General features: G+C 46.9%; 12 protein-coding genes. 7 read left to right on the top strand and 5 right to left on the bottom strand.

Features of this window, described 5'->3' with window-relative positions; all coding sequences use genetic code 11:
* The first annotated feature begins 40 nt into the window (after positions 1–40).
* Positions 41–634, top strand: a complete 594-nt coding sequence (locus GXP69_RS12945; RefSeq protein ID WP_163915488.1) for a hypothetical protein — start codon at positions 41–43, stop codon at positions 632–634.
* A gap of 759 nt (positions 635–1,393) precedes the next feature.
* Here the strand turns inward: GXP69_RS12945 and GXP69_RS12940 are convergent.
* Positions 1,394–2,623 (bottom strand): HD domain-containing protein, encoded by a 1,230-nt coding sequence (locus tag GXP69_RS12940; protein ID WP_163915487.1) that lies wholly within the window; start codon positions 2,621–2,623, stop codon positions 1,394–1,396.
* Positions 2,624–2,896: 273 nt separating this feature from the next.
* Between GXP69_RS12940 and porX the strand changes: the two genes are divergently transcribed.
* Genes porX through GXP69_RS12925 form a run of 3 tightly spaced genes read left to right on the top strand, consistent with a single transcriptional unit; the run spans position 2,897 to position 6,129 of the window.
* Positions 2,897–4,459 carry a T9SS response regulator signal transducer PorX gene (porX, locus tag GXP69_RS12935; RefSeq protein ID WP_163915486.1) on the top strand — a complete coding sequence of 521 codons (1,563 nt, stop codon included), beginning with the start codon at positions 2,897–2,899 and terminating at the stop codon, positions 4,457–4,459.
* Positions 4,452–4,898 carry a tRNA (adenosine(37)-N6)-threonylcarbamoyltransferase complex ATPase subunit type 1 TsaE gene (gene tsaE / locus GXP69_RS12930; protein ID WP_235925708.1) on the top strand — a complete coding sequence of 149 codons (447 nt, stop codon included), beginning with the start codon at positions 4,452–4,454 and terminating at the stop codon, positions 4,896–4,898. Before porX ends, tsaE begins: the two co-directional genes overlap by 8 nt.
* A 1-nt stretch (position 4,899) precedes the next feature.
* Positions 4,900–6,129 carry an alanine dehydrogenase gene (locus tag GXP69_RS12925; RefSeq protein ID WP_163915485.1) on the top strand — a complete coding sequence of 410 codons (1,230 nt, stop codon included), beginning with the start codon at positions 4,900–4,902 and terminating at the stop codon, positions 6,127–6,129.
* Between the two features lie 137 nt (positions 6,130–6,266).
* Here GXP69_RS12925 and GXP69_RS12920 read toward each other — a convergent pair whose 3' ends face one another.
* From GXP69_RS12920 to GXP69_RS12905, 4 genes are all read right to left on the bottom strand, one after another.
* Entirely contained in the window at positions 6,267–7,166 is a 900-nt protein-coding gene (locus GXP69_RS12920; protein ID WP_163915608.1) for a flavin reductase family protein, read from the bottom strand.
* Between the two features lie 315 nt (positions 7,167–7,481).
* Complete coding sequence (gene fahA, locus GXP69_RS12915) at positions 7,482–8,753, bottom strand: fumarylacetoacetase (protein WP_204282020.1); 1,272 nt, start codon at positions 8,751–8,753, stop codon at positions 7,482–7,484.
* A gap of 888 nt (positions 8,754–9,641) precedes the next feature.
* Positions 9,642–9,911 carry a NifU family protein gene (locus GXP69_RS12910; protein ID WP_163915484.1) on the bottom strand — a complete coding sequence of 90 codons (270 nt, stop codon included), beginning with the start codon at positions 9,909–9,911 and terminating at the stop codon, positions 9,642–9,644.
* Positions 9,912–9,917: 6 nt separating this feature from the next.
* Positions 9,918–11,021, bottom strand: a complete 1,104-nt coding sequence (locus tag GXP69_RS12905) for an Mrp/NBP35 family ATP-binding protein (protein ID WP_163915483.1) — start codon at positions 11,019–11,021, stop codon at positions 9,918–9,920.
* Between the two features lie 199 nt (positions 11,022–11,220).
* Between GXP69_RS12905 and GXP69_RS12900 the strand changes: the two genes are divergently transcribed.
* From GXP69_RS12900 to dnaG, 3 genes are all read left to right on the top strand, one after another.
* Positions 11,221–11,718, top strand: coding sequence for an META domain-containing protein (locus GXP69_RS12900; protein ID WP_163915482.1), 498 nt, complete (start codon positions 11,221–11,223; stop codon positions 11,716–11,718).
* Entirely contained in the window at positions 11,711–12,286 is a 576-nt protein-coding gene (locus tag GXP69_RS12895) for an O-acetyl-ADP-ribose deacetylase (protein WP_317164593.1), read from the top strand. The genes GXP69_RS12900 and GXP69_RS12895 overlap by 8 nt, the downstream gene beginning before the upstream one ends.
* A gap of 177 nt (positions 12,287–12,463) precedes the next feature.
* Entirely contained in the window at positions 12,464–14,374 is a 1,911-nt protein-coding gene (gene dnaG / locus GXP69_RS12890) for a DNA primase (protein ID WP_163915481.1), read from the top strand.
* Positions 14,375–14,586 lie beyond the last annotated feature (212 nt).

Raw genomic sequence — 14,586 nt, 5'->3', positions numbered from 1 at the left:
GAAATTTGGAGAAGGAAGTATAAGTTCTAAATCGATGTTTATGTTACTCGTACAAACTATACTTCCCTTCATGTTATTGCTACAAACTATAGCTGGCAACTATAGCTTTAGACAGGATCTGGAAAAAGACCTGAAGCAGCTCAGTACCACTTCTGTTTTTATCAGCGACAATACGTCGGCCAGCCCATCGGTACAAACTATAGTTCATGATCTACAGCTATTTGGCGTGGTAGCAACTATAGACGTAAGCAGCAGCAAGTACAGCCAGAGCACAAAAGGCAATTATAAAATACAGCAGTGGCAGTTCCCCGAAGGCAACATTAAAGCTATTTACCAGCTCGAAACAACTATAGCGTTAGACACGGTAGTAACCCAACGCTACCTCGAGAACCGTGCACCCACTCAACACCTCATCCGGAATAATTTTACTTTTCGTGCTTATGCCGTCTCAACCACAGACGACCCCGTGCACTTATACTATTTTACCGAAGCTGAGCAGGGTTTGCTGGAATATCGGATTGGCGTAAGGCAAGTGCAGCTCAACTATTCAGCAAAAAAAGAAGGCCTGAGTGATGTGTTGCCAAAACTTACGGAGCAGGTGAGTAAGGTTTTGAGTTCTGTAATGGAGGAGTGATTTCAGTCAGAACCGAAAAGGATTTAAATGGATTGAAGCTGTTTGATATAGTTGGAGCTATAGTTTTATAGTTGCTGTGATTCAACCACCCCTTTATCCCCTCAGAGCTACGCTCGCTACCTTCGAAATCGCTTCTCGGTAGTCTAAGGCGGGGAGCTTCTTAGCTATTGTAAAGTTGCGGCTATAGTACCATAGTTGGCTATTAACCCACCCCTGCCCCTCTCAAGAGGGGAATTCTACTGTTACTATATTCTATATTATAGTACTATAGTTGGCGGTTAATCATCCCCCTACCCCCTTCAAAGGGGGACTTTCTGTTACTGCTATAGTCTCAACTATTGTTCTATAGTTGCAGACCATGAACAGGCAGGCGCAGCCTGCCCCACGGAGTTACCACCTCGGAAAGGCGATGCAACTATAGCCACACAAGTAACTATGGTTATAGCTATCGAAAGATATCAGTCTTTGGGTTGAGCGCCTTTGACTTGTTGCGGTGCCGCCAGGCAATCCGACGCAGGAGGATAGCAAGAAGGCAGCAGCGCGATGCCCGAAGACGAGGCCACGCGGCCGGGAGCGCACCAAAGCATCTATGATAACGATAGGTCAGTAGAGCTCCCAAGATAAGTGGTGGCTATAGAAGAGACTACTTGTGTCGAGGAGCAACTATAGTTAACTATAAAACATATAAGATGTCTCGGCTAACGCTCAACATGACAGATTATTAAACTATAGAACTAGAATTTACCCCGATCAAAATCCCTACTGCGCTACTTCCCTAGGATAACAAACAAAATACTTCTCCACTTTATTACTCAACGCCTGAATATTAGGCAAATCAGAAGCATCTGCAGCGTTTATGACGTAACCGGATTTGGTAAGCACATCAATCGACTGGCCTTCTACTTGGTAGGCATTGTTGCTGATTTTACCGGCAATCATCAGGTACTTTACGTCTTCTTCAGAAATTTTAAAGCGCTCCTGTACCAGTTCGCTAATGCCCAGCATCATTTCCTCATCTATAGGTTTGCTGGAGATGATGACTTTGAAAAGCTTGCGGTTGAGGATGCACTTTGAGAGATAAGCCAGAACGCTGTCCGGGTGAGAAGCCCATTGTTTGATGCCGCTCCAGATGTCGTGGTCATCCAGGCTTACAAAACGCTCCAGTATAGTTGGGTCCTGCACAAAATCCTGCATGGTCAGGTCACTGGACAGGAAGAACTTGAGGCAGGGGCTGGCCGGTACATCTATGCCTTGCTGTAATAATTCGCGGGCGCGCTGCACAGCACGAAGCACCATGTTTTCAGCACTGATTACGGTTTTATGCAGGTATACCTGCCAGTACATCAGGCGGCGGCTCACCAGAAAGTTTTCGATACTATAGATCGCCTTTTCTTCAACTACCAGTTTATCATTGGCCACATCCAGCATTTTGATGATGCGGTCTGCGCCAATTTTACCCTCGTACACGCCGGTATAAAAGCTGTCGCGGTTCAGGTAATCGAGGCGGTCAACGTCCAGCTGGCTCGACACCAGTTGGTGAAAAAACCTGCGCTCGTAGTTATCGGTAAAAATATCAATGGCCAGGCTCAATCTTCCGTTAAACTCTTCGTTAAGCATGTGCATGATGTGCAGCGACAGATGCTCGTGATGCACTTCCTTAAAAATAGCGGTTTCAAGGGCGTGCGAGAATGGACCATGACCGATGTCGTGGAGCAGAATGGCAATTAACGATGCTTCAAACTCGCTATCAGAAATTTCGTTATTTTTACTTTTCAGAGTTTGTAAGGCTGTGTTCATCAGGTGCATGGCACCCAGCGCATGATGGAAACGGGTGTGTAGCGCTCCGGGATAAACCATCTCGGTAAGGCCAAGCTGTTTAATGCGGCGCAGGCGCTGAAAGTAAGGATGGTCGATGATGTCGAACAAGAGCTCAGACGGAACTGTTATAAAGCCGTAAACCGGGTCGTTGAAGATTTTTTTCTTGTTCACAAAAACCAAAGGTTTAATTGTTAAAGGGTTGAATGGTTAAATTACTGTGCTGCTAACCTGTATACTATCGCCTTAAAAAGCAGGCAATCTACTCTTACGCAGCTATAATCCGTAAGTATAGTTTGGCCGGGTTGCGGGCAGTGAACCTTGAACTATAGCAGCCGTTTTTAGTGCCAGTTGCAGATTTTGAAGCAAGTGAGCGGTAAAGTAGGTTGCCACATACAAACAACCATTTAGCAATTAAACAGTTTAGCAATTTATCTAAATAAAACTATGCAAAGATATACGATTTTATGGGCCGATGACGAGATCGACCTGCTCAAACCCCATATTCTGTTCCTGGAAGACAAAGGCTACGACATTACCCCTGTAAACAGCGGTGCCGATGCCATAGATAAAGTGCAGGAACAGCCTTACGATGTTGTTTTCCTGGATGAGAACATGCCCGGCATCAGCGGCCTCGAAGCCCTGAACGAAATAAAGACCATACGCCCGGCCATGCCCGTGATCATGATCACAAAGAGCGAGGAAGAGCACATTATGGAAGAAGCCATCGGCGCGAAGATTACCGATTACCTCATAAAACCGCTAAATCCAAACCAGATCCTGCTTTCGGTTAAAAAAGCGCTTGAGAAATCACGCCTTGTAACCGAGAGAACCAACCAGAGTTACCAGCGCGATTTCCGCCAGTTGGGCATGGCCTTCGGCGAGCGCCTGAGCCCAAGCGAGTGGGCAGACATCTATAAAAAGCTGACTTACTGGGAGCTGGAAATAGACGAAACCGAAAACAAAAGCATGGCCGATGTGATAAACATGCAGAAAGACGAGGCCAACTCGAATTTCGCCAAGTTTATCATGGATAACTATGAGGACTGGATTAACAAGGAAAGCGACGATGCGCCGCTGATGTCGCACCAAGTGTTTAAGGAGCGTGTTTTCCCGATGATGAAGGAGTCGGAGAGGCCGGTGTATTTTGTGCTGATCGATAACCTGCGCTATGACCAGTGGAAAGTGCTGGAGCCTATTATTAACGATTATTTTACAGTGGATTCGGAGGAGATGTACTATTCAATACTTCCGACCACAACAGCCTATGCCCGTAACGCCATTTTCTCAGGTATGCTGCCAACCGAAATCGCTAAAAAATACCCTAACCTGTGGGTGAGCGATGATGAGGAAGAAGGCAAAAACCTGAACGAACCGGAGTTCCTGGAAATACAACTACAGCAGAACCGCATCACCGAAAAGCATAGTTACCATAAAATAACTAACGTTTCGGCCGGAAAAGATCTGCTCAGCAAGTTCAGTAACCTGGACAATAACAAACTGAATGTTATAGTTTACAACTTCGTGGATATGCTCTCGCATGCCCGAACAGACAGCAACATGGTGCGCGAACTGGCCCCCGACGAATCGGCCTACCGTTCTATTACCCGTTCGTGGTTCCTGCACTCGCCGCTGTTCGATACCCTGAAACTGATTGCCGAGAAAAAAGGCCGCCTGATCATCACCACCGACCACGGAACTATAAGAGTAAAGCGCCCATTCAAGATCATCGGCGACCGCCAGACCAACACCAACCTGCGCTACAAGCATGGTAAAAACCTGGGCTACACCGATAAAGATGTGTTTACTGTGCGCAAACCAGAGCGATTTTTCTTGCCAAAGGCCAACGTTTCCACTACGTTTGTGTTCGCGATAGAAGATTACTTTTTCGCGTATCCAAACAACTATAACTACTACGTGAATTATTACAAGGACACGTTCCAGCACGGAGGAGTATCGTTGGAAGAATGCATCATACCTTTTGTAACGCTTACACCTAAAAATGTATAATACCGGAGTTGAGCAGGCCCGCTTTGTAATGGCCACCCTTGATGATCTGCCTGAAGCAGCTGCCCTGTTACTGGATGCAACCAGCGAAGAGCCGGTAATTTTATTTGAAGGACCGATGGGGGCCGGCAAAACTACCCTTATTAAGGAGTTATGTCGCCAGTTTGGTGTGCGTGAGAACGTAAGCAGCCCAACATTTGCCCTTGTAAACGAGTATGAATCCGAAAACGGGAAACTAATTTACCATTTCGATTTTTATAGAATAAGCAATGAGCGTGAGGCGCTTAACATCGGGGCACTGGAGTACTTCGATTCGGGTAATATCTGCCTGATAGAATGGCCTTCACTGATACCGGGGTTATTGCCGGAACATTATCTGCTTGTAACGCTGCAACCCGACGCAAACAGCGAGGTGCGTACCATGACGATTAACAAGGTATAGTATGACGACGGAGCGATTTGCTGTAGAATTTGGAAAGATTGCCACTGCCGAGGCCCTTTTCCCGAAGGAGTCGATGCTGGCTGTTGAGGAACGCAGGCGCAGCTTGTTTATAGGAATTCCGAAAGAATCTTCGTTCCAGGAAAACCGCATTGGCCTTACGCCCGATGCCGTAAAACAGCTGACCGACTATGGCCACCGCATCCTGATAGAAGCTGGTGCCGGAAGCCCGTCCAAATACTCTGATCACGAATTTTCGGAAGCAGGCGCAAAAATAGTGTACTCTACCAAAGAGGTTTACGACGCCAACATCATCCTGAAAGTGGCACCGCCCACTTACGATGAAATAGAGTATCTGCGACCGGGGCAAACGCTCATTTCTGCTTTGCAATTCGGCAGTTTAACATCAGAGTACATCAATGCGCTGCAACGCAAAAAAATAAATGCCATTTCGTTCGAGCTGCTCCGCGATAAATCGGAATCCAAGCCTGTGGTAAGGGCTATGAGCGAGATTGCGGGTAGCACGGTTATGCTGATTGCGGCAGAATACCTGAGCATCAGCAACGACGGGCGTGGTATTATATTGGGTGGTATAACCGGTGTGCCCCCAAGCAAAGTGGTGATACTTGGTGCTGGTACCGTAGCTGAATATGCGGCGCGCGCTGCATTGGGCCTTGGTGCTGAGGTAAAAGTCTTTGACAACCATATTTACAAACTGCGCCGCCTGAAGCATAACGTGGGCACGCAGCTATTTACTTCTACGTTAGATAAAGCCGTACTGAACCACGAGATAAAAGAGGCGGATGTGGTGATCGGGGCGCTTGTTGCCGAAGATGGCCGTATGCCGTGTATGGTAGAGGAAAGCGTGGTGTCGCAGATGAAGCCAGGCTCTGTTATCATTGATGTGTGCATCGACCACGGTGGCTGCTTCGAAACGTCTGAGCTAACAACACATAGCCGCCCGATTTATCGCAAATACGATATCATCCATTACTGCGTGCCCAACATTCCGTCGCGGGTGCCACGCACGGCCACTACAGCACTCAGCAATATCTTTACCCCAATCTTTACAGAAATATCCAAGTATGGCGGCGTAAGCGAAGCACTGTTTACCAACGAGCACTACCGCAGCGGCGTATACATCTACAAAGGCAGCCTGACCAACGCCCAGATCGCCAAGCGTTTCGGAATGCGTTATAAGGAACTGGGGCTGATGATTGCGGTACGTAACTAAGACTAAGATTTTTACTGAAATATGATTCAATAAAAAAGAGACGCAGTTAATACGTCTCTTTCTTATTGAATTACTGAATTTATTTATCAGAAGTAACTATAGTTATAAGGCCTTATTAATCAGGTAAATCCCTTTAATCACTGGTTAATGAGTAAAACTTTCCACGCTTCCTGCACCTGATTGTTTTCCAATAGTTTTTTACCCAATTGTTCCAACTCTTGTCGTAATGCGGCAGGGTTATCTTTAAACTTGTTTATAGTATAGGCAACTATAGGTTCGTCCTTGTAGGATTCCACTTCCTCTATTGTAGGTATGGTTTCAGAGTTGCCTAAGCGGGCCAGGTTATTGCCTGTAAGTATCGTGCTGTTGCGGATGTGCGCAGGAAGTTGATCTATACCGATACCCTTGTTTTTAACTGGTTTAGGAAGCTCGAAGATGCAATCGCCGTTTGCACGCAGGTAATAATCACCACCCATACGGGCAACGCCGTCCAGTTTGTACGGGTTAATTTTACCGTTCTCGTCCAGGATATCTTCGTTTATGTGCATCAGCAGCACCTCGCAAATTACCAGGTTGCCTGCGCCGCCTTCCGGACCTAAACTAATCACCTCATTTACCTTGCACTCAAACGAAACCGGCGCTTCCTGCACGCGAGGCGGAGCCACCAGAACCGAAGCTTCCGGTGTTAATCCGGACTTCACAAATTCGTTAATCCCACGGTCGTACTCTGTGCTGGCCAGCGACATCTGCTCTACAATATCATAGTTGGCAATGTTGATCACCACCTCTTTGGTAGCCAGTACATTTTCCAGGGTATGTTTGCTGGTATTGTCACGCACGCGGCGGGCAGGTGAAAAGACCAAAATTGGAGGCTTGGCACTGAACACGTTAAAAAAGCTGAACGGGCTCAGGTTTACATTTCCTTCCAGGTCGGTGGTGCTGGCAAAGGCAATCGGGCGCGGGGCAATGGCGCCTAATAAAAGCGCATGTACTTCAGCGGTTTTAACGTCTTGTGGATCAATGGTTTTATAGGCCATGAATTTGTAAAGTATAACTATAGTTTGTGATACAGTATAACTGGCTGCTTTCAAATATACGGCTTCTGAGGTAAGCCGGCAATGGTTGCTCTTAAACTATAAAACCACCGGGTTAGCAGTGGTTTTATAGTTTATAGTTGATGCTATAATTTGATATCTATAGTTTGCTACACGAGATGATTCTTCTGCTGGCGCGAGCTTGTAGCTCGTGCCGAACTATAGTTTGCAATACCGATTCAACTTTATATTTGGGCACGAGCTACAAGCTCTCGCCAGCTATCAACAATTTAACAATCAACAATTAACAACCAGCAATTAAAGGGCTGGGAGCACTTTGCCTTTTACTTCGCCAAAACCGATACGGATGCCGTTGCGCTCACCGTAGCCGCGCATGATCACGGTGTCGTAATCGTTTATGAATTTGCGTTCGGTGCCATCTGATAGTTTTATAGGTTGTGTGCCGCGCCAGGTTAGTTCCAACATAGAACCGTAAGAGCCTTTATCGGAGCCGCTTATAGTTCCGGACGCATACATGTCGCCCACCTGAATGTTACATCCGTTGCTGCTCTGGTGCGCCAGTTGCTGGTTCATGTTCCAGTACATGTACTTAAAGTTGGAATGGCAGATGCTGTTTTCTGCAGCACCTTCCGGCTGAATAAGCACTTCCAGCTTGATGTCATAGTTATGGTTACCAGAGAACTCCAGGTAAGGCAGTGGTTTCGGGTCCTGCGCAGGGCCTTTTACTTTGAATGGTTCCAGCGCATCAAGGGTTACTACCCACGGCGAAATAGACGAAGCAAAGCTTTTTGCCAGGAATGGCCCCAATGGCACATACTCCCATGTCTGCATATCCCTTGCCGACCAGTCGTTGAACAGCACCAGACCAAAGATATAGTTATCCGCTTCGTTAGGCGTAATGCTTTCACCCAGTTTGGTTTCTTTGCCGGTTATAAAAGCTACTTCCAGTTCAAAGTCCAGAAGACGTGAAGGACCAAAAGTTGGCGCATCGGCATCCGGTGCTTTTGTTTGCCCGTTTGGTCTGCGGATATCGGTACCGGATACAACTATAGATGAGGCACGTCCATGATAGCCAATTGGGATGTGTTTCCAGTTTGGCAGTAGCGCATTCTTTGGATCGCGGAACATAGTGCCAACGTTGGTAGCATGTTCAATGCTGGAATAAAAATCTGTGTAGTTGCCTACTTTTACCGGCATCAGCATGCGCACATCGCTCTGCTTTACAAGGCATTTGTCAATCATGTCGCTGCTGCCGCTTATCTCGTCGTTGTCGTTGCGCAGCAAAGCCGATACGCGGTTACGCACAGCACGCCAGGTTGGTTTGCCAAGGGCAATAAAGTCGTTCAGGTAAGGCCTATGGAAAACGTTCGGGTCAATATCGATCAGCTCAAAAAAGTTAAGACGTGCCACAGCGCACAGGTCCAGCACATATTCGCCGATGGCAACGCCTACTCGCGGGTCCCGGTCGTCAGTTTCAAAAATACCAAAAGGCAGGTTCTGAATCGGAAAATCGCTGTCAGGAGAGATCTCAATCCATGAGTGCAGGGCTGGGTCGTTTGCTTTTAACATGATGCTGTATTGTAAAAGTATATAGGCAAATATAGTTATTTTGATACGGAAGGGAAAGATGATTGTTAATTGTTGGTTGTTTTGTCATTCTAAGCGAAGTCGCATAGTCTTATCTTGTCATTTCGAGTGTAACGAGAAATCTATCTCAAACTACAGTTTCTCCTTTGTGATCCTGAGCGTTAGTCGAAGGATCTTATGCGTCCTTTAGCAAACTATAGTTGCTGGATTGCCACAAGCAGTATCTTTCATAGCTACTGTCGATCCTGGGAGCTTTACTGGCCTACAGTATTATAGATGCTTTGGTGCGCTCACGGCCGCGGGGCCCCGTCTTCGGGCATCGCGCTGCTGCCTTCTTGCTACCCTCGCTGCGCTCGTGTTGGCTGACGGCACCGCAACAAGTCAAAGGCGCTCCACCCAAAGACTGATACCATTTCGATAGCACAACTATAGTTTGGTGATAAGCTGTCATTGCATCGCCTTTCCGTGGCTATAGTTCCTTGGGCCAGGCTGCGCCTGCCTGTTCATGGTCTGCAACTATAGAACAATAGTTGAAACTATAGCAGTAGCAGAAAGTCCCCCTTTTAAGGGGGTAGGGGGATGATTAACCTCCAACTATAGAACTATAACCCCAACTGTAGCAAAACCGGAAAAACTCCCTCTCCTGTTTTTAGGAGAGGGTTGGGGTGAGGTATAAATTTCCCTCTTGGGAGGGGCAGGGGTGGGTTAAAATGCAAACTATAAAACTATAGCAGTAACTATAGCAAGAACCCAGTCCCAAAAATCCATTCAATCCCCATCTATCTTCGGTCCAGACAATCACTTATCACACAAAAAACAGCCCTGACTTAATAGTAAAGCCAGGGCTGTTGAGAAAGGGGTAAATATTTTTTATCCGTTTATTGGAGTCAGGTTTATTGCCTCAACGGCTTTAATTTCAGGTATAGCCTTCAGTACCGATTGCTCTACACCCGCTTTAAGCGTCATGCTAGACATAGGGCAGGAGCCGCAGGCACCCAGCAATTCCAGGCGAAGCACCATGTCTTCGGTAACTTCCAGCACTTTTACGTTGCCACCATCAGCTTCCAGGTACGGCCTGATCTGGTCTAAGGCACCTTCAATTCTGTTCAGAAACTCTTGATCTATGTTACTAACTGCCATATGTCCTTAGCTTTTAATTTCTACGGGTTGTGTTTTAGCCATGGTGGCGTTGCGAACAGAGATCTGCTGCGCGACAGCCTGGGCTAACTCTTTGAAAACACCTGAAATCGGAGAATCGTTCTGTAGCACGGCCGGAGCCCCGCTATCTCCACACTCACGAATGCTCTGTACGATCGGAATCTGGCCCAGAAGCGGTAGTTCGTACTTATCTGCCAGGGCTTGTCCGCCACCTTCTCCAAAGATATAATATTTATTTTCAGGAAGCTCAGCTGGTGTAAAGTATGCCATGTTCTCTACCACACCTAATAATGGTACATTTATCTGTGGCTGACGGAACATCTGTAGACCTTTCATAGCATCGGCAAGGGCTACCTTTTGTGGTGTAGTAACAATAACAGCACCGGTTACCGGCAACGCCTGTACCATTGTTAAGTGAATGTCTGAGGTTCCCGGTGGCAGGTCGATCAGAAGATAATCCAGGTCGCCCCAGTCCACATCCGAAATAAACTGCTTCAGGGCAGAGCTCGCCATTGGGCCACGCCAGATAACAGCACCGTCAGCCGGAGTCAGGAAGCCGATAGACATCATTTTAACGCCGTACTTCTCAACCGGCACAATGTAGTTCTTGCCGTGGTCGCCCTGTATCATGCGCGGACGCTCGTCCTCAACACCAAACATGGTTGGCATAGACGGGCCAAAAATATCGGCATCTATCAGACCAACGCGTGCACCAGATTCAGCAAGGGCAATAGCCAGGTTAGATGTAACCGTAGATTTACCTACGCCACCTTTACCAGAGGCCACTGCAATAATATTTTTTACGCCACCAACTACAGCTGCATTATCAGTGCGGGCTGTCGTTACGCGCGAGGTCATGTTCACTGTAACTTCCGCCTCTTTATCCACCATCATGTGGATGGCACGAATACAGGCGTTACGGATCATATCTTTCAGGGGACAGGCCGGAGTGGTAAGAATAACTGTGAAACTCACGTTTTTGCCATCTACCTGCACGTCCTCAATCATGTTAAGCGTTACCAGGTCTTTGCCCAGGTCCGGCTCCTCTACATAACTGAGGGCTTTTAATATATCTTCTTTTGTGATAGCCATAATATTTAAGGAAAAGCTTGCGCTTTATTGCTGCTGCAAAGATACGAACAAAATCTGTGAGATGCAGGCGCCCTGCTCGTTTGTTTAAACAATCAAACCTGGGATAGGTTTTTGCTGCCTGACAATAATTTTTTTGACGTTTTGCAACCATTTCTTTAAATTATACCTCTCTAAGTGTAAGTAAATGAGCTGATTGCTTATGAAACAGAGTCATACACTGCTTTTTTTACAGTTACTGGGCATGCTGCTTTGTGTGGTACTAGCACTTTTCTGCTTTAGATCGGGGACCGATGAAGCGCATTCGGAAGGAGTATTAACTGGAAAATGGCGCCTTATTCATCTGGAAGATTCTATGAAGGTGGTGGTTCCGCCTACCAGTGTGGTGCAGATCGAGCTTCAGTTTGCGGACGGGAATTTCACATTTCAGCAAAACGATGCCGATAAAGTATTAACCGGAAACATACTTTCAGGTGATTTTACAGGCACTGTAGAGATGAACAGCAAGTTAAAACAAGGCAATCTGGATGTGGAAGAACTGCACGTGACCGAAAACATTCTGCTGGAGCGATACAAGAACTTCGACGATTATTACCTGCAGCAACTTGCCCGTGCCAGCTCTTATTGCATAGAAAAAGACAAACTCATCATTACTTCCCGCGACAAGGCGAACCTGGTGTATGCCTGGGTAGGTGAATAACTTTAAACCGCCGCTGCGTACATTTGCTAAAAACAACATGGACAACCTGCGACTGGAAGTTATTCTCGGTGATATCACAAAAGTTAAGTCTGATGCTATAGTTAACGCGGCCAACAGCAGCCTGCTAGGTGGCGGTGGGGTTGATGGCGCCATTCACAGAGCCGGCGGCCCGACCATTCTGGAAGCCTGCAAAGCCATACGGGCCACAAAAGGCGAGTGCCCTACCGGCGAAGCTGTGATAACTACAGCCGGAAATCTGCCTGCAAAATACGTAATCCACACGGTTGGTCCTGTTTGGCATGGTGGTAATAACGGCGAACCTGAACTACTGGCCAATTGCTACAAAAACAGCCTACGCCTTGCCGATGAGCACAAACTCTCAACTATAGCTTTCCCGAATATCAGTACTGGCGTGTATGGCTACCCAAAATCAAAAGCGGCAACTATAGCCGTGCAGGCTGTTAAACTATATTTCGAAGAAAATACCAACTCAACTATAGAACAGGTACTTTTTGTATGCTTCGACGAAGAGAACTACAAACTATACCAGACGCTGGTGAGTAGGTGAAATAAAAATTAGGAAGTTTGGAGATTTTATGGTGCTTTCATCGCTAAGTCAGTTACTACCCATTCAGTGCGTTTAATAAATTCATTGCACTAACAATCTTCAAATCTCCAAATCTTCTAATCGAATACTCAATGTTGAGACTAACTGCTATCTTTGCTATCCGCTTATAGTTTTGCCATGTCTTTAATCCCAAAAGAAACCGTTGACCAGATCATTGCCCAGGCCGATATTGTAGAGGTTGTAGGTGATTTCGTTTCTTTGAAGAAGAAGGGGCAGAACATGTGGGCCTGCTGCCCGTTTCACCACGAAAAATCCCCTTCATTCTCGGTTTCGCCGGCTAAAGGCATTTACAAATGCTTTGGTTGCGGCAAGGCAGGTAACTCGGTGCAGTTTATTATGGATGTGGAAGGCTCCAGCTTTCCGGAGGCCCTGAAATACCTGGCAAAAAAATATGGTATCGAGATTCCAGAAGAGCAGACGGTAGAATATACCCAGGAGCAAAGCGCACGCGACAGCCTGTTTATAGTTTCGGATTTTGCCAGCAAGCACTACCAGCACAACCTGTATAGTCACGAAGAGGGTAATATAGGCCAGTCTTACCTGAAGCAGCGTGGCATTAGTGCAGCAACTATAAAAAAGTTTGAACTGGGCTATAGTATAGATGCATGGAGCGACCTGACCGATGCTGCCCTGAAAGAAGGCTACAAACAGCATTATTTAGAGGCAACAGGTTTAACTATAGTTAAGGAAGACAAACGCTACGACAGGTTCCGGGCTCGCGTCATGTTCCCGATCCACAACGTGTCGGGAAGGGTAGTGGGTTTTGGTGCCCGCACGCTTAAATCCAACGACAAGAAAAGCCCGAAATACCTGAACTCGCCGGAGTCTGAGATCTACCATAAGAGCCATGTGCTCTACGGTTTGTACCAGGCAAGGCAGGCCATGCGCATGCAGGATATGTGCTACCTGGTGGAAGGCTACCTCGATGTGATTTCGCTGCACCAGGGCGGTATCGAGAACGTGGTATCTTCATCAGGTACCTCGCTTACGGAAGGGCAGATAAAGCTGATTGCGCGCTATACGCATAACATTACGGTATTGTACGATGGCGATGCGGCTGGTATAAAGGCATCGTTGCGCGGTATCGACCTGATCTTAGAACAGGGGCTGAACGTGCAGGTTGTAACTTTCCCGGAAGGCGAAGACCCGGACTCTTATATTCAAAAAGTTGGCGACACGGCCTTTAAAGCCTATGTAAATGCACATGCCCAGGATTTCATCTCCTACAAATCGAGCCTGTATGCGGAAGAGGCAAAAGGCAACCCGGTAAAGAAAGCTGAGGCTATACGCGAGATCGTAACAACTATAGCCAAAATTCCGGACTCCATTAAGCGTACTGTTTTCTTCCAGAGCACCAGCCTTATCTTTGATATAGATGAGCAGGTGCTGATCTCGGAGTATAACAAAATGCACTTGCAGGAGCGCCAACAGCAAAAGTCTGGTAGCCCTGCCCAGGACTTTCTTGTTGCTCCGCCAGTTGCACCAGAGCCTGAAAAAGAAGAGTCGGTAGCGGATATACTGAAGCGGTACGAGCGCGAGATTGTGCGCATGCTGCTAAACTACCCTGATAAGCTACTGGACGAAGGCCTAACAACAGTGCAATACATGCTCGAGGAGCTGGAAGATGTAGAGATACAAACGCCACTTTACGCCCGTTTCATAGAGCTGATTAAAGAAGGACTTGCCGGCGGCAGAATACCAACTACCGACGAATACATCAATTACCCGGATCAGGAAATACGAACCGCAACTATAGATCTGCTGTCTGACCCGCATGAACTTAGCCCGGGCTGGGCCACGCACTCTATTTTCGTACCCCACGAATCAGACCTGTTGCCATATGGCTCTGAGCGTGCTGTGCTGCGCCTGAAATATCGGTATCTGGAGAAACTGATCGACGAGGAAACCCAGAAACTGAGGCTGGTAACAGACCCGCAGGAGCAGGATCACCAGTTGCGCAACATCATCAACCTCAAAATGCTACACAAGCAGATGGGCGACCTGCTGGGTATTGTAATCAGCAGGTAAGCTACTATAGATCCTGCATTCTTCTCCTCTGTTATACAAAAATTAACACCTTTCCTTTAGAGTAGGGCTTTAACTTTCTACCTTTGTGCAATTTTAAGGATTACTGCATACCTGGCGCTATAGTTGGTTTTGAACATTGATGTGCAATTTATAGTTATGGTAAGTAGAAGCTTTGGTTAAATAAGATCAGGCACAAAGTATAAAATGAGCTT

Origin of the sequence: Pontibacter burrus, assembly GCF_010686685.1 — a bacterium.
Classification (GTDB): domain Bacteria; phylum Bacteroidota; class Bacteroidia; order Cytophagales; family Hymenobacteraceae; genus Pontibacter; species Pontibacter burrus.
Note: the sequence above shows the minus strand (reverse complement) of the source record. Positions and strands in the feature narration are given on the sequence as shown.